At 63.2% G+C, this 15,369-nt stretch carries 16 protein-coding genes and 1 tRNA gene; 13 read left to right on the top strand and 4 right to left on the bottom strand.

Features of this window, described 5'->3' with window-relative positions; translation table 11 throughout:
• The first annotated feature begins 15 nt into the window (after window positions 1-15).
• From kduI to recQ, 4 genes are all read left to right on the top strand, one after another.
• Window positions 16-873, top strand: a complete 858-nt coding sequence (kduI, locus tag NKI24_RS25450) for a 5-dehydro-4-deoxy-D-glucuronate isomerase (protein WP_352749337.1) — start codon at window positions 16-18, stop codon at window positions 871-873.
• Window positions 870-1,637: a 2-dehydro-3-deoxy-D-gluconate 5-dehydrogenase KduD gene (kduD, locus tag NKI24_RS25445; RefSeq protein WP_352450890.1), complete on the top strand. Its 768-nt coding sequence runs from the start codon at window positions 870-872 to the stop codon at window positions 1,635-1,637. Before kduI ends, kduD begins: the two co-directional genes overlap by 4 nt.
• Window positions 1,638-1,660: 23 nt before the next feature.
• Window positions 1,661-1,999, top strand: coding sequence for a cupin domain-containing protein (locus NKI24_RS25440; protein WP_352749333.1), 339 nt, complete (start codon window positions 1,661-1,663; stop codon window positions 1,997-1,999).
• Window positions 2,000-2,359: 360 nt separating this feature from the next.
• Window positions 2,360-4,195 carry a DNA helicase RecQ gene (gene recQ / locus NKI24_RS25435; RefSeq protein WP_352749331.1) on the top strand — a complete coding sequence of 612 codons (1,836 nt, stop codon included), beginning with the start codon at window positions 2,360-2,362 and terminating at the stop codon, window positions 4,193-4,195.
• A gap of 21 nt (window positions 4,196-4,216) precedes the next feature.
• Here recQ and NKI24_RS25430 read toward each other — a convergent pair whose 3' ends face one another.
• Both NKI24_RS25430 and NKI24_RS25425 read right to left on the bottom strand, forming a co-directional pair.
• Window positions 4,217-4,435, bottom strand: a complete 219-nt coding sequence (locus tag NKI24_RS25430; protein ID WP_245274746.1) for a hypothetical protein — start codon at window positions 4,433-4,435, stop codon at window positions 4,217-4,219.
• 209 nt (window positions 4,436-4,644) lie between these two features.
• Window positions 4,645-5,562: an alpha/beta fold hydrolase gene (locus tag NKI24_RS25425; RefSeq protein WP_352749328.1), complete on the bottom strand. Its 918-nt coding sequence runs from the start codon at window positions 5,560-5,562 to the stop codon at window positions 4,645-4,647.
• Between the two features lie 725 nt (window positions 5,563-6,287).
• Between NKI24_RS25425 and NKI24_RS25420 the strand changes: the two genes are divergently transcribed.
• Window positions 6,288-6,887, top strand: a complete 600-nt coding sequence (locus NKI24_RS25420; protein WP_352749325.1) for a TetR/AcrR family transcriptional regulator — start codon at window positions 6,288-6,290, stop codon at window positions 6,885-6,887.
• A 77-nt stretch (window positions 6,888-6,964) separates the two neighbouring features.
• Window positions 6,965-7,540 (top strand): DUF308 domain-containing protein, encoded by a 576-nt coding sequence (locus tag NKI24_RS25415; RefSeq protein ID WP_352450884.1) that lies wholly within the window; start codon window positions 6,965-6,967, stop codon window positions 7,538-7,540.
• 55 nt (window positions 7,541-7,595) lie between these two features.
• Here NKI24_RS25415 and NKI24_RS25410 read toward each other — a convergent pair.
• Window positions 7,596-7,685 (bottom strand) — tRNA-Ser (locus NKI24_RS25410).
• 337 nt (window positions 7,686-8,022) lie between these two features.
• Here NKI24_RS25410 and NKI24_RS25405 point away from each other — a divergent pair.
• The 3 genes from NKI24_RS25405 (at window position 8,023) to NKI24_RS25395 (ending at window position 9,806) form a co-directional block, all read left to right on the top strand.
• Window positions 8,023-8,730: a 50S ribosomal protein L21 gene (locus NKI24_RS25405; protein WP_352450883.1), complete on the top strand. Its 708-nt coding sequence runs from the start codon at window positions 8,023-8,025 to the stop codon at window positions 8,728-8,730.
• Window positions 8,731-8,828: 98 nt separating this feature from the next.
• Window positions 8,829-9,098: a 50S ribosomal protein L27 gene (gene rpmA / locus NKI24_RS25400; protein WP_023678077.1), complete on the top strand. Its 270-nt coding sequence runs from the start codon at window positions 8,829-8,831 to the stop codon at window positions 9,096-9,098.
• 120 nt (window positions 9,099-9,218) lie between these two features.
• Window positions 9,219-9,806 carry a GNAT family N-acetyltransferase gene (locus tag NKI24_RS25395; protein ID WP_352613307.1) on the top strand — a complete coding sequence of 196 codons (588 nt, stop codon included), beginning with the start codon at window positions 9,219-9,221 and terminating at the stop codon, window positions 9,804-9,806.
• Between the two features lie 10 nt (window positions 9,807-9,816).
• Here NKI24_RS25395 and NKI24_RS25390 read toward each other — a convergent pair whose 3' ends face one another.
• A complete protein-coding gene (locus NKI24_RS25390; protein WP_352683292.1) occupies window positions 9,817-10,686 on the bottom strand; it encodes an endonuclease/exonuclease/phosphatase family protein in 870 nt (289 codons plus the stop codon).
• Between the two features lie 172 nt (window positions 10,687-10,858).
• Between NKI24_RS25390 and obgE the strand changes: the two genes are divergently transcribed.
• The 4 genes from obgE (at window position 10,859) to NKI24_RS25370 (ending at window position 15,098) form a co-directional block, all read left to right on the top strand.
• Complete coding sequence (obgE, locus tag NKI24_RS25385) at window positions 10,859-11,890, top strand: GTPase ObgE (protein ID WP_352504902.1); 1,032 nt, start codon at window positions 10,859-10,861, stop codon at window positions 11,888-11,890.
• A gap of 2 nt (window positions 11,891-11,892) precedes the next feature.
• Window positions 11,893-13,047, top strand: coding sequence for a glutamate 5-kinase (proB, locus tag NKI24_RS25380; protein WP_352504903.1), 1,155 nt, complete (start codon window positions 11,893-11,895; stop codon window positions 13,045-13,047).
• 13 nt (window positions 13,048-13,060) lie between these two features.
• On the top strand, window positions 13,061-14,347 hold the full coding sequence (locus NKI24_RS25375; RefSeq protein WP_023678072.1) for a glutamate-5-semialdehyde dehydrogenase: 1,287 nt from the start codon (window positions 13,061-13,063) through the stop codon (window positions 14,345-14,347).
• Between the two features lie 163 nt (window positions 14,348-14,510).
• Window positions 14,511-15,098 carry a nicotinate-nucleotide adenylyltransferase gene (locus tag NKI24_RS25370; RefSeq protein WP_352749316.1) on the top strand — a complete coding sequence of 196 codons (588 nt, stop codon included), beginning with the start codon at window positions 14,511-14,513 and terminating at the stop codon, window positions 15,096-15,098.
• Window positions 15,099-15,369: the final 271 nt, after the last annotated feature.

The following is a 15,369-nucleotide window of genomic DNA, read 5'->3' as shown; positions in this document are numbered from 1 at the left end:
GCAATTGAGGCAGCAATGATTCAATCTGACGATCACACGGATTTCACCTCCCGCTTCGCCATCGACCCTGTTTCTGCCGCAGCCATGGGAACGGACGAGCTGCGACACAATTTCCTCATCGAGGACTTGTTCCAGCCCGGCCGCATCGGCCTGACCTACACCCATTACGACCGCATGATAGTCGGCGGCGCCATGCCCGCCGGTACACCGCTGCCGCTGCAGGCGATCAAGCCGACCGGGACCAAGAATTTTCTCGACCGCCGTGAGATGATCATCGTCAACATCGGCAGCGCGGGCGTCGTCAAAGCCGGCGGCCAATCCTACGAGCTGCAGGCGCGCGACATGCTCTATCTCGGCATGGGCACCGATGAGGTGTCGTTCGCTGCGACCAATCTGGCTGAGCCGGTTAAGTTCTACCTGCTCAGCGCGCCGGCGCATCAGAGCCATCCCAACCGGCTGATCCGCATCGGCGATGCCAAGCGGCTCGATCTCGGCAGCCAGGCAACCTCCAACGAGCGCTCGATCTTCCAGTTCATCCATGCCGATGGGGTAAAGACCTGTCAGCTTGTCGTCGGCATGACGCAGCTTGCCTCCGGTTCGGTCTGGAACACCATGCCATGCCATGTGCATGACCGGCGCATGGAAGCCTATCTTTATTTCGATCTGCCGGAGGCGGCGCGGGTGTTTCATTTCATGGGCGAGCCGGACGAAACGCGCCATCTCGTCATGCGCAACGAGGAGGCGGTGCTGTCGCCGGGATGGTCGATCCATTCGGGCGCCGGCACCTCCAACTACGCCTTCATCTGGGCGATGGCCGGCGATAATGTCGACTATACCGATGTCGACCTGGTGGCGATGGAGGAGCTCAAGTGAGCGATCTCTCGGCCTTCAGCCTTGCCGGCAAGCGCATCCTCGTCACCGGCGCCAATACCGGCATCGGCCAAGGCATCGCCGTGTCGATCGCGCGCGCAGGCGGCGCGGTCGTCGGCGTCGGCCGGTCGGCGATGGACGAGACGGCGGAGAAGATTGCGGCTGTCGGCGGCCGCTTCGAGGCGGTCCTCTGCGACCTTGGCGACGATGCCGCCGCCCAGGCGATGCTTGACCGCGTCTGGGCGGATACGGGGCCGCTCGATGGCCTGGTCAACAATGCCGGCATCATCCGGCGTGCCGACGCGGTCGACCTCACCGAAGCCGACTGGGACGACGTCATGGGCGTCAATCTGAAGACGGTGTTCTTCCTCAGCCAGAGTTTTGCCAGGCGCGTGCTTGCCGAGCCGGGACGGCGCGGCAAGATCGTCAACATCGCTTCGGTGCTGAGCTTTCAGGGCGGCATTCGCGTCGCCTCCTACACCGCCTCCAAACACGGCGTGCTCGGCATCACCCGCCTGCTTGCATGTGAATGGGCGGCAAAGGACATCAACGTCAACGGCATTGCGCCGGGCTATATCGAGACCAACAACACCGAGGCGCTGCGCACCGATCCCGACCGCAGCGCTTCGATCCTGGCGCGCATTCCGGCCGGCCGCTGGGGCGCGCCGGAAGACATCGGCGACGCAGCCGTCTTCCTGCTGGCGCCAGCGTCCAACTACATGCATGGCGCGTTGGTGCCGGTGGACGGCGGCTGGCTGGCACGATGAACAGCGACGATGAGAGTCTGACGATGACCGGAACCAAAATCTTCTCGCATGCCGGCGAGGCTGCGTGGACGCCGACGCCCGACGGCAACCGCCGGCGCGTGCTCCTGCACACCGACGAACTGATGATGGTCGAGTTCGGTTTCGACAAGGGCGGCGTCGGCGCGCTGCACTCGCACCCGCATGTCCAGGCGAGCTACGTCGCCGAAGGCCGCTTCGAAGTCACCATCGACGGCAGGACCGAGATCCTGGAAACCGGCAGCAGCTTCATCGTTCCTTCCAACCTTGTCCATGGCGTCAAGGTGCTGCAGGCGGGACGACTGGTCGACAGCTTCACGCCGCACCGCGCCGATTTCCTCGACTGAGCTGCGGGCCCGAAGATCAGGCAGCCGGTTCTCAGAAAAAAACCCGCGCCTCCGGAGAGACGCGGGCGTGTTGCCTGGGCGCTTGTGGCGCCGCGGTACTCAAAACATCACCGCAGAACCTGAACCTGCCGAATGATGGTGAAGATAGGATTAACCGCTCCGGGGCGGTGCGATATTCACAGCCAAAGCGAATAGGGGCTGGAACGACGGTCTGATATCGGCCAATGAGAGAGAAGTTCGCCTCAGGCGGTGCCGCGGACAGGACCAGAGGGGTCGACAAATGTTCGAATCTGCTGTCCAGGCAATCACCTGGCGATTCGCCGGGGAATTTCGGCAGGTCGTATCCCCGAAAGTTCTGTAATGCAGGTAGCAGCGAGCATCCCGGCAGAGGATTCCAAGCGGCGCGTCCTCAGGGATGTATTCGGTTTCGATGATTTTCGTCCCGGCCAGGCGCCTGTTATGGAGGCGCTGCTGGCCAGGCGCCATGTGCTGGCCGTCATGCCGACCGGCGCCGGCAAATCGCTCTGCTACCAGGTCCCGGCGCTGGTGCTGGGCGGGCTCACCATTGTCATTTCGCCGCTGGTGGCCCTGATGCAGGATCAGGTCGCCGCATTGCGCCTTGCCGGCGTGGCGGCCGATACGATCAATTCCTCGCTCGACCGCGATGCCAATGTCGCTGGATGGCGCCGTGTCGCGGCAGGCCAGACGCGCCTGCTCTATCTTGCACCGGAGCGGCTAATGACCGTGCGAATGCTCGAGGCGTTGACCAAGCTCGATGTCCGGCTGATCGCCATCGACGAGGCGCATTGCATCTCGCAATGGGGACCGGCGTTCCGGCGCGAATACGAAGAATTGTCGAGACTACGTGATATTTTCCCGAAAGTGCCGATTATTGCGCTGACGGCGACGGCGGACGAGACGACGCGCACCGACATTGCCGGGCAACTGTTCGACGGGCGCGTCGATACCGTGGTGCTCGGCTTCGACCGGCCGAACATCAAGCTAGGCATCGAGCCCAAGCAGGACAGCAAGCGCCAATTGCTAAACTTCGTGCAGCGCCATGCAGGCCGCAGCGGGATCGTCTATTGCCTGTCGCGCAAAAAGACCGAAGAGATGGCGGCATTCCTCGAGCGGAACGGCGTTCGCGCGCTCGCCTATCATGCCGGCATGAGCAAGGACGCGCGTGAAGCGAACCAAAACGCTTTCATGACCTTGTCCGGCGTGGTGATGGTGGCGACCATCGCCTTCGGCATGGGGATCGACAAGCCGGACGTCGCCTATGTCTTCCATACCGACCTGCCGGGCAGCTTGGAGGCCTATTACCAGGAAATCGGGCGCGCGGGCCGCGACGGGCGGGCGGCCGAGGCACATTTGCTCTTCGGTCTCGGCGATATACGCATGCGCCGGCTTTTCATCGAAGACGAGGATGCGCCGGCTGAGCACAAAAGGCGCGCGCATGGCCGACTCGATACGCTGATCGGTTATTGCGAGACGACGCAGTGCCGCCGTCAGATCCTGCTTGGCTATTTCGGCGAAAGTGCTTCGCCTTGCGGCAATTGCGACAACTGCCTCGACCAGGCGCCGCATGCGGATGGTGAGGCGGAGGCACGGCTCATCCTGGCGGCGATCGCACAGACCGGCGAGCGCTTCGGCGCCGCCCATGTCGTCGATGTCCTGCTCGGCCATGAGACCGAGAAGGTCCTGGACAGGAACCACCACAGGCTTGCCAGCTTCGGCACCGGTGTGGCGCATAAAAGGCGTTTCTTGCTGTCGCTGCTCCGCCAGCTCGTCGCGGGAGGGTTCCTGACATTGGACCCAGCCGGCCATGGCGGCCTCGCCATTGCCGAGAAGGGCCGTGCGCTGGCTCGGGGCGAGGCCTCGTTCCGGTATCGCGTGGACGCGCGCCAGTCATCGCGAGGCAAGATACGTCCTGAGGATGCCGCAGCGGGCACGGAAGGTCTGGATTCGGCGCTGCTGGCCGCGCTCAAGGCTGTGCGGCTGCGTCTTGCCCGGGAACGCCAGGTGCCGGCCTTCGTGATCTTTTCGGATCGTACACTGATCGATATGGCCGAACGCTGCCCGCGTGATCTGGACGCCTTCGCCGCGGTCGACGGCGTCGGCGCCGCCAAGCTCAAGGATTTCGGCGAGATATTCCTCGGCGCGATCGCTGCGCATCAATCCGGGGTGGCGGGCTGAAGACCCACTTCAGTGACGCAATCAGCACCGGCTTCGTCTCGCCGCCGCAATCGCAGCCTCCTGCTGCCGCAAGCGCTCGATCTTCGCACTCTGGCGGGCAGCCACGGTCGAGGCGACACGCTGCCCTCCCAACAGCCAGCCCGGAATGTTGGTGTGGACGACTTTGCCACGAGCGATGGCTGTCGCCGACATTTCGTCGGCGACAGCGCCCATCGCCACGTTGAGCTCGACGCAACTCATCTTGTCGTATTTCGCAGCATCAAAGGATGCCGGCAAAGGCGATGCGCAACTTCCGACAAACATGAGGCTGCATATCAGAGGCGCGGCCGTGGAGATCGCCTTCATTCCCTTATCAAGCACATTGATGCCGGACGGGCGGATTTCCGGAGGTTCTAGATCTCAGGCCGTGAAGCGCTCCCGAGGTTCCGCGTAACTGAAGCATGTGACCTCTACAATACCCTGTGCTGACCGACCTGTTTGTCTTCAAAGAATTCCGAGAGAGCCGCTGCCGTCTTGTCGGGGTGCTCTTCCGGGAAAAAGTGCCCGCCTTGGACAGCGCGTCCTGCCACTCTGTCGGCCCATTTCCTCCAGATGGCCAGCGGCCCGCCTTCTTGCGCATACCAGTTCTCCAGGGCGCCTTCGCCACTCCATAGCGCCAGTAGCGGACAGTCGATGCGACGACCGTTTGCGCGGTCCAACGCGTCATGTTCACGATCGATCGTCGCAGCGGCGCGATACTCTTCGCAGATGGCATGAATATGCGCGGGATCGCGAAGCGCATCAACATAGGCGTTCCTGACCTCTTTGGAGACCATTTTCGCCGACGATCCCCACTGCGTTATTGCATCGTCGACGACGGCATCGGGAGCCGCGCCGATCAGACGCTCCGGCAGGGGCTCCGGCTGGGCAAGAAGGCTCCAGGGCCAGAAGCCGAGCGCCAGTCTGGCATCCGCCCGATCCCATGTTGCGGCGGTGGGGATGATGTCGAGGACGGCGATTTTGAGCACGTTGTCGGGATGGTCCAGCGCCAGGCGATAGGCAACCCGCCCGCCACGATCATGCCCGGCAACCATGAACCGCTCAAACCCCATTTGCTTCATGGCCTGAACCATGTCGCCGGCCATGGCGCGTTTGGCGTATGGGCTATGATCGGCAGAGGAAACCGGACATCCGGTTTGCCCATAGCCTCGAAGGTCGGCGGCGACCACCGTGAAGCGGAGCGCCAAGGCTGCGGCGATATCCCTCCACATCAGATGCGTTTCTGGAAAACCGTGAAGAAGCAGCAGCGGCGGACCGGTGCCTCCGACCCTTGCGAAAATCGTCGTATCGTCCAGTCGTAGGCTGGTGGCTCTGAAACCTGCAAACACCGTCAGCTTCCTCCGCGCCCTTAGGAAAGCTGCCTAAGGGCGCTAACGGCCGCCTGAGGCGAAAACCCCGGCCGCGATGGCCAGGGTTCAAGCCGGCCAGTTGCTAAAATCGAAACCAGACCCAGACGCGCCTGCGGAAGCACCGCCTGCGCCGATAGCCGTTTCGCCAGTAAACGCGACAGACCCTTCTCCAAGCGCGCCGGCGGCGCCGGCGCGGCATGTGCCACCGGCGATGATAGACTGGTTGCAACTCTGCTTGAGTTTCATCGTCGTCGAAGGTCTCGACATCCGGCGCCTCGAGCTCATCGAGAATGCCGCTTCTGGCAGTTGGAACGCCGGCCACTGCGTTGATTGGCCGAACCGTGCTTGCAAGGGCCGCGGCCCCGGCAATGCCAAACATTCCTGTCAAAAATAGTCGCCGATCCATGGAAACCTCCCAGTCTTCAACCAGCGATAGAACAAGCTAACGATGGGGAGATAGCGCAGTCGGTGCAGACGCCTAGTGCCGCACGGCTATTAGCGGTGGTCCGGTCGGCCGGAGGGTGTTGCCTCGTCCTCGAAGTGGGATGGCTACCTCGATCGACAAAACACCCGGAGCTTTCTGAATGGATGGCGGGCCGAAAACAATGAAGATCGAATGAGGTCTACGCCATAGCCACGCAATTTCACGCTACTCGCGTTGCAAGGAGGCTTGACAGCCATCCTACCAGAAGGTAGGTAAAAGCATGAGCAACTTGTCTACCACCTCTGATGACATCCTGGTTTGTGCACGTTCACTGATCGTCGCTGGCGGCTACAACGGTTTCAGTTATGCCGACATTGCTGATGTGGTCGGGATCCGTAAAGCGAGCATCCATCACCATTTCCCAAGCAAGGTCGATCTGGTTCGGACGCTGGTTGCGCGGTATCGCGAAGAAACTGAAGCGGGGATGGCAAATGTCGAACTTCACGAATCCGATCCGCTCGAACAGTTGCGGATCTATGCCGGGTATTGGGAAGCCTGCATCTCGAACGCCAGCGCCCCGTTTTGTATCTGCGCGCTGTTGGCAAGCGAGCTCCCCGTGCTGCCCGAGGAAGTTAGCCTTGAGGTCCGGGCGCATTTCCGCTCGCTGTCAGGGTGGCTTACATCGGTGATGGAGCGCGGCGTGCGGCACGGCCAATTTCGACTGATGAGCACCCCTCGTGCCGAGGCTGAAGCGTTCATGGCGACCGTTCACGGCGCGATGCTTTCAGCACGGGCCTATGGCGATCCGAAGATATTCGGCGTCGTGACAGGCCCACTCCTGGAGCGGCTCGCTCTGCGTTCCCTCCAAATACGACCCTAAGACCTCAACTAACCATAGCCGTAACGACTCTGCGACATTCGTCGAGAGCCCTACCTACTAGTCGAAAGGATGATCCAATGACGATTCACGATGGCGATCTTTCCCGCGCCAGCCAGGAACAATGGCTCAAGCTCTATTACTTCGCTCGGACGGCATTCTCGGCTGTCTGGGTGGCGGCTGCCTTTACGGTGGGACAGCATTCCGGGGTGGTCGCGGCGGTTTTGCTCGTGGCTTATCCTGCATGGGATGCCCTGGCCAATTTTGTCGACGCATCGCGCAGCGGAGGATTGGGACAGAATCGCACCCAGACCATCAACGTCGTGGTCAGTGTGGCGACAACGCTCGCGGTCATTGTTGCGCTGAAGATGAGCATGAATTGGGTGCTCGGCGTGTTCGGCCTATGGGCGATCCTGTCCGGCCTGCTTCAACTCGGCACCGCCGTCCGCCGTTGGAAGAGCTCTGGTGCGCAGTGGGCGATGATCCTGAGCGGAGGGCAATCAGCACTGGCAGGCACGTTTTTCATCGCGCAGACGCGGATGCCGATGCCGCCATCGATCTCCAACGTGGCCGGCTATGCCGCAGTAGGCGCCCTGTATTTCCTGGTTTCGGCGGTGTGGCTGAGCGTGAGCCAATTGCGGCGGAAGGCTGCATAGCGTGCCATCTTAAGCCATTACCGGCGCGATGAGAGATGCTGGACACATTCCGAAGTGGCGGAGAGGGAGGGATTCGAACCCCCGATGGGCTTGCACCCATGCCGCATTTCGAGTGCGGTGCATTCGACCACTCTGCCACCTCTCCGCGGTCATGGTCCGCCGTTGCCGGCGCGGCGCACTAGATAACGGCTGGACAGGCAGGTTACAAGGGCCAATCTGCCCCGGCGCCGCAGCTTCTGTCCATGCTTCTTCGAGGCTCCGGTGGCCGTTGCTCGATATTTGCAAGGTCTGGGCTTAACCCATTCGCAGCTTGCCCGCGGCGCTTGCCTTGACTCAAGCCGAACCTTCGGTTAGGGACAGCGCGCAATCGGCGTGGAGGGGTCTTCCGCGCCGCTTGTTTTTTGAACCCGCAGACTGACAAAAAGACGGCCGAACCGCCTGAAGCGGTTCATCAAGGCCGACCGAACAGCGAAAGGCAAAAAATGTTCGCAGTCATCAAAACGGGCGGCAAGCAGTATCGCGTTGCCGCCAACGATCTCCTGAAGATCGAAAAACTCGAAGCCAATGTCGGCGACATCGTCGAGATCGGTAATGTGCTCGCGCATGGCGAAGGCGAAAACGTCACGTTCGGTGCGCCGTTCGTGGATGGTGCGATGGTCACCGCCGAAGTCGTCGAGCAAGGCAAGAACCGCACCGTCATCGCCTTCAAGAAGCGCCGTCGGCAGAATTCGCGCCGCAAGATCGGCCATCGCCAGCTTTTGACCACCGTCAGGATCGCCGAAATCCTGCTGGGTGGCGCCAAGCCGGCGAAGAAGGCCGCCGCCAAGACCGAAGCCAAGGCCGAGGTCGCCGCCAAGACCGAGGCGAAGGCTGAAGCCGCGCCGAAGGCAGCAGCGAAGGCAGAGGCTGCGCCGAAGAAGGAAGCCAAAGCCGAGACGACCGAGGACAAGGCTGCCGAAGCCGCCGCGCCGTTGTTCAAGGCGCCGAAAGGCGAGCCGGACGACCTGACCGTGATCAAGGGCATCGGCCCGGTCGCCGCCGGCCAGCTCAACGAACAGGGCATCACCACCTTTGCCCAGATCGCCAAGCTGTCCGACAAGGACGTCGCCAAGATCGACGAGCACATGCCGTTCAGCGCCGACCAGATCAAGGACTGGCGCGAGCAGGCCAAGGAATTGGCGAAGAAGTAGAACGAACCGGCGCAATCGTCGCCGGATCGGACTTGAAACGGAACGCGAACGCGTTCATAAGATCGTTTAGGCGCCTCGCGGCGCATCGGAGTAGTTAGATGGCACACAAGAAAGCTGGCGGATCGTCGCGCAATGGTCGCGACTCCCATTCCAAGCGGCTCGGCGTGAAGAAGTTCGGCGGCGAAGCCGTGATTCCGGGCAACATCATCATTCGTCAGCGTGGCACGACGTGGCATCCCGGCACCAATGTCGGCATTGGCACGGACCACACGCTGTTTGCGCTCGAAGCTGGCGCAGTCACCTTCAACAAAAAAGCCAATGGCCGAACCTACGTATCGGTGAACCCGATGACGAAGGCAGCGGAGTAGCCGGTTCCGCACGAGAACACCGGCACCCATCTCGGGAACCGGTGTCTGGCCAAGCCAGGAAATGGATCAGGGGAGATGGGTTTCCATCTCCCCTTTTTCTTGTGCCTGGAGGACTTTGATATGGTTGCCGAAGCGGAAGCGACAGACGACGAAAGTTACGCGATAGATTGCCCGGTCCTGATCACCGAGCGGCTAGTCATGCGGCCCCCGCGTGAGAGCGACATCGAGCAATTGGTGGCGCTCGCCGACAACCGCCATGTCGCGGAAATGCTGGCTCGCATGCCGCATCCCTATGGCGAGGCGGAGGCACGCGCTTTCCTGGCCATGACTGCATCGCGCCGGGCCGGAATCGCCTATGCGTTGACGCTGGCCGGCACCGAGACCTTCGTCGGCTGTGCCGGGCTCAACACCACGGATCGTGGGCTGGAGCTCGGCTACTGGATCGGCGAGCCGTACTGGAAACGCGGCTACGCGACGGAGGCAGCGCACGCACTGGTCGACCTTGCCTTCCAGAGAACCACGATCCAGGTGCTGCACGCCTCGACGCGGGTTATCAATCCGGCCTCGCGCCGGGTCATCCACAAATGCGGCTTCCAGTATGCCGGCCAGGGCATGCTGAACTCGATCGTTGCCGGTCAGGTTCCGGTCGAGCGCTACCGTCTCGATCGCAAGACCTGGACCAGCCTGCGGAACTGGGTGCATTTTTGATGGATGCGGCTCACGTCATCTCGAGCCAGACCGGCAAGTGATCCGAACCGGCCGCTTGCCGGTCGACCCACAGGCGCCTCAGCGATTTGGCAAGCGAGGCGCTGGTGAAGACGTAGTCGATGCGCTTGTAGCGGCTGGTATCGCCCGGCCGCTTGGGGTCGACCCAGGTGACGAGATCGGCGCCGGCGGCGCCGAGGCGCGTGGCAGCATCGATGGCGAGGTCGGCGGTCACCGGCATGCCGAATTCATGGTCAGGCTGGCCGGCGAGTTCGACATGTTCCGGCGATCCAGCCAGCATGTTGAAGTCGCCCATGACGACGAAGGCGTCGGGACAAGGCAGGTCCGGCAAGCCGATCTCGGCGACGCCGGAGAGCCCGCCGCCCTCGAGCGGGTATTTCAACAGACGCTGGCGCAGAAAGCGGATCTGGCTCAGGCGTTCAACCGGGCTGCGGTGGTCGAGATGGGTGGAATAGAAGCGGATCGGACCAAGCGGCGTTTCGATCAGCGCCTCCAGCGCGCCGCGCTGGAAGTTCATCGCCTCGACACTGCGGCTGCGCGGCAAAAGGAGATTGCGCGACAGATGGATCGGCGTCCTCGACAGCACCATGTTGCCGAGCTGGAAGGTGGTCGTGATGGCGCGGCCGTTCTCCAGGCGCGAGCCAGCGTCGGCTTCGAAATTGCTGCCGTAGACGGCAAAATAGTCGGGCAGCGCCTCGCCGAGGTCGGCCACCATGTCGCGGCCGCCATTCTTCGGGTTAGCGCGGGTGACCTCCTGCAGCGCGATCACGTCGGCGCCGCGCACGGCATCGGCGATACGGCCGATATCATAGCGGGCGTCGAGGCCGACGCCGTAGTGGATATTGTAAGTTACCAGCTTCATTCCGACATCTCGCGCTTGGAAAGCCGAGGATCGATTTTTCGGCAAGGGTCAACCAAATGGTACGCGTCCAGAGCTACGCGCGACGTTACAGTAGCAAAAACGGCCCTCGCCCTTCGACCCGCCTTGGTTTAGAGCAATCCCGCAAAGCCAATAGCAGAAACCATACAATCCGATGAAATTTCTCGATCAAGCCAAGGTCTACATCCGCTCCGGCGACGGCGGCGCCGGTTCGGTGTCGTTCCGGCGCGAAAAGTTCATCGAGTTCGGCGGCCCGGACGGCGGCGACGGCGGTCGCGGCGGCGATGTCTGGGTCGAGGCGGTCGATGGGCTGAACACGCTGATCGACTATCGCTACCAGCAGCATTTCAAGGCCAAGACCGGGACGCACGGCATGGGCCGCAACATGACCGGCGCCAAGGGTGCCGACGTAACGCTGAAAGTGCCGGCCGGAACACAGGTCTTTGCCGAGGACAATGAGACGCTGATCTGCGATCTGACGGTCGTCGGCCAGCGCTTTCTGTTGGCCAAGGGCGGCAATGGCGGTTTCGGCAACCAGCACTTCAAGACCTCGACCAACCAGGCGCCGCGCCGCGCCAATCCCGGACTGCCGGGCGAAGAGCTCAACATCTGGCTCAGGCTGAAGCTGATCGCCGATGCCGGCCTTGTCGGGCTGCCCAACGCCGGCAAGTCGACCTTCCTGGCGGCGGTCACCGCGGCCAAGCCGAAGATCGCCGACTATCCCTTCACCACGCTGCATCCGGGCCTTGGCGTGGCCCGCATCGACGGTCGCGAATTCGTCATTGCCGATATTCCGGGCCTGATCGAAGGCGCGCATGAAGGTGTCGGCATCGGCGACCGCTTCCTTGGCCATGTCGAGCGCACGCGCGTCCTTCTGCACCTCGTCTCGGCGCAGGAAGAAAATCCGGGCAAGGCCTACAAGACCGTGCGCGCCGAACTCGGCGCCTATGGAAACGGGTTGACCGACAAGGTCGAGATCGTCGCGCTTTCCCAGGTCGACATACTCGATGCCGCCGCGCGCAAGGCGAAAGCCGCCTCGCTGAAACGCGCCGCCGGCCGCGCGCCGATGCTGCTTTCCGCCGTCACCGGCGAGGGCGTCGAGGCGGTGCTGCGCGCGCTGATGGGGGTGGTGGCGGAGGCACGCGAAGCCGTCGCCGCGCCGGTCGAGACGCGCTGGAACGCATAGCCATGGCCGCGCAATCGCTGAAAAATTATCGGCGCATTGCCGTCAAGATCGGCTCGGCGCTGCTTGTCGACCGCACGACGGGCCTGAAGCGCGACTGGCTGGCCTCGCTTGCCGACGACATCGCCGTGCTGGCCAGTGGCGGCGCCGAAATTCTCGTCGTGTCTTCCGGGGCGATTGCACTCGGCCGCACCATCCTCGGCCTCGGCAAGCGGGCGCTGAAGCTCGAGGAGAGCCAGGCTGCTGCTGCCGTCGGGCAGATCGCCTTAGCCGGCGCCTGGTCGGATGCGCTCGGCAAGAATGGCTTGAAATCGGGCCAGATCCTGCTGACGCTCGGCGACACCGAAGAGCGCCGCCGCTATCTCAACGCGCGGGCGACGATCTCGACACTGCTCAAGATGAAGGCGGTGCCGGTCATCAACGAGAACGATACGGTGGCCACCTCCGAAATCCGCTATGGCGATAACGACCGGCTGGCGGCGCGCGTCGCCACTATGATGGGCGCCGACCTTTTGGTGCTGCTCTCCGACGTTGACGGGCTCTACACGGCACCGCCGGCGCGTGACCCGCAAGCTCGATTCATTCAGGTCGTCGACCGCATCACTCCCGACATCGAAGCGATGGCGGGTGCCGCTGCTTCGGAATTGTCGCGCGGCGGCATGCGCACCAAGCTCGACGCCGGCAAGATCGCGACCGCCGCCGGCACCGCCATGATCATCACATCGGGCACGCGGCTGTCGCCGCTGCTGGCAATCGAGCGCGGCGAGCGTGCCACCTTCTTCCGGCCGAGCGCCAATCCGGTCAAGGGCTACAAGACCTGGATCGCCGGGCAGCTCGAACCTGCAGGACGGCTGACCGTCGATGCCGGCGCCATCGGCGCGCTGCTCTCCGGCAAGTCGCTGCTGCCGGCCGGCGTCAAACTGGTCAGCGGCAATTTTGCGCGTGGCGACACGGTGGCGATCCTGTCGCCCGAGGGCCGCGAGATCGCGCGCGGGCTGGTTGCCTATGATGCCGCCGATGCCGTAAGGATCGCTGGCCTGAAGACGGCCGAGATCGAAACCGTGCTCGGCTACGAGGCGCGTTCGGCGATGATCCACCGCGACGATCTTGTGGTGAGCCATGCCGGTGGCGAGCAAGTAGTCGGTGACCAGGTTACATAGCGGAGGATGAGCCATGCTGACGCTGCATGAAAAATCCCGGGATGATACCGTGGCGCTGATGGCCGATATCGGCCGCCGCGCGCGTGCCGCGGCCCGCCCGCTGGCCATAGCTGCGGCCGAGCGCAAGCACGCGGCGCTGTTCGGCATGGCTCAGGCGATCCTTCGGCATGAGCAGGACATCCTCGACGCCAATGCCATCGACATCAGAAATGGCAGGGAGGCTGGCCTATCGGCAGCGTCGATGGATCGGCTGAAGCTCGATCCCGCCCGCATCCGCGCCATGGCAGACGGTATCAGCGAGATCGCCGGGTTACGCGATCCGGTCGGCGATGTCATTGCCGCATGGGACCGGCCGAACGGGTTGCATATCGAACGGGTGCGCACGCCGCTCGGCGTCGTCGGCGTCATCTATGAGAGCCGGCCTAACGTGACCGCCGATGCCGGCGCGCTCTGCCTCAAGGCGGGCAATCCGGTGATCCTGCGCGGCGGCTCGGATTCGGCGAATTCTTCCGCCGCTATCCATGCCTGCCTGGTCGAGGGGCTGAAGGCAGCCGGGCTGCCGGAGGATGCCATACAATTGGTGCCGACCACCGATCGCGCCGCCGTCGGCGAAATGCTGAAAGGACTTTCCGGCAATCTCGAGGTCATCATTCCGCGCGGCGGCCGCAGCCTGGTCGAGCGTGTGCAGAACGAGGCACGGGTGCCGGTCTTCGCGCATCTCGAGGGCATCTGCCATCTCTATATCGACCGATCGGCTGATCTCGACATGGCGGTCAAGATCGCGGTCAATGCCAAGATGCGGCGCACCGGGGTGTGCGGTGCTGCCGAGACGCTGCTGGTCGACCGTGCCGCCGCCGGCACGCACCTGGTGCCGATCCTCGAGGCCTTGCGGGCGGCAGGCTGCGAGATCCATGCCGATGCCGAGGCGCTGAGGCTTTATGCCGATGCCCAGCCCGCGACCGATGCAGACTGGGTGACCGAGTATCTCGATGCCATCATTGCGGTGAAGCTGGTCGACGGCATTGGCGGCGCCATCGAGCATATCGAGACGTTTTCCTCGCATCACACCGAGGCGATCATCGCCGAGGACGCCACAGCGGTCGACCGGTTCTTCAACGAGGTCGATTCGGCGATCCTTCTGCACAACGCCTCGACCCAGTTTGCCGATGGCGGCGAGTTCGGCATGGGCGCCGAGATCGGCATCGCCACCGGCAAGATGCATGCACGCGGGCCGGTCGGCGTCGAGCAACTGACCTCGTTCAAATACCGCGTACGCGGGTCGGGACAGGTGAGGCCTTGAGCGCCGGTCTTACCCTCCCCCTTGTGGGGAGGGTGGCGAGCATCGCGAGCCGGGTGGGGGTGCGACGCTGAACTCTGCAACACCCCCACCCCGCTCCGCTTCGCGGATCGACCCTCCCCACAAGGGGGAGGGTAAGGAATCCGTATCCTCCCACTATCTGCACATGCCGCATGCCGGGAAAGGCGTGGCGGTCGGGCTGTTCGGCGGTTCGTTCAACCCGCCGCATGCCGGCCATGCGCTGGTCGCCGAGATCGCACTCAGACGCCTTGCGCTCGATCAGCTGTGGTGGATGGTGACGCCCGGCAATCCGCTCAAGAATGCCGGAGACCTGGCGCCGCTGGCCGAGCGGCTGCAGCTATCCGAAAAGATCGCGAAGAACCCGAAGATCAAGGTCACCGCATTCGAGGCGGCCCACCGCGTCCGCTTCACCGCCGACACGCTGGCGCTGGTCAAGGCGCGTAACCCGGGCGTCGATTTTGTCTGGATCATGGGCGCCGACTCGCTTCGCGACTTCCACCGCTGGCAGCGCTGGCGCCGCATCGTCATGACGTTCCCGATCGCGGTGGTCGACCGGCCAGGTGCGACGCTGTCGTTCCTGTCGTCGGTGGTCGCCAAGACCTTCGACTATGCTCGCGTCGACGAGGGCGACGCACCGCGGCTCGCCCGCATGACGGCGCCGGCCTGGACCTTCATCCACGGCCCGCGTTCGTCGCTGTCGTCGAGCGCGATCCGCAAGGTGGCAAAGGTATAGGAGTCTCCTTCTCCCCCCTGTGGGACAAGGTGGCCGAGCGAAGCTCGGTCGGATGAGGGGTGCTGGAATGATCGCTAGCTTGAAGAACTAAGCACTTAAAATCCCTCGGTCTTTTTACGCTGCATTTCTTCCAGCACCCCTCATCCGTCTCGGCGCTACGCGGCAATCCACCTTCTCCCACAAGAAGGCAGGGCTATCGCATATGAGTGATGGCATTGATGAGATAGTCGTCGTTCCAGGCGCATTTCTTGATGCGATGGCTGATGGGAAC

This window comes from Mesorhizobium sp. M0701 (assembly GCF_040320365.1).
GTDB lineage: Bacteria > Pseudomonadota > Alphaproteobacteria > Rhizobiales > Rhizobiaceae > Mesorhizobium.
Note: the sequence above shows the minus strand (reverse complement) of the source record. Positions and strands in the feature narration are given on the sequence as shown.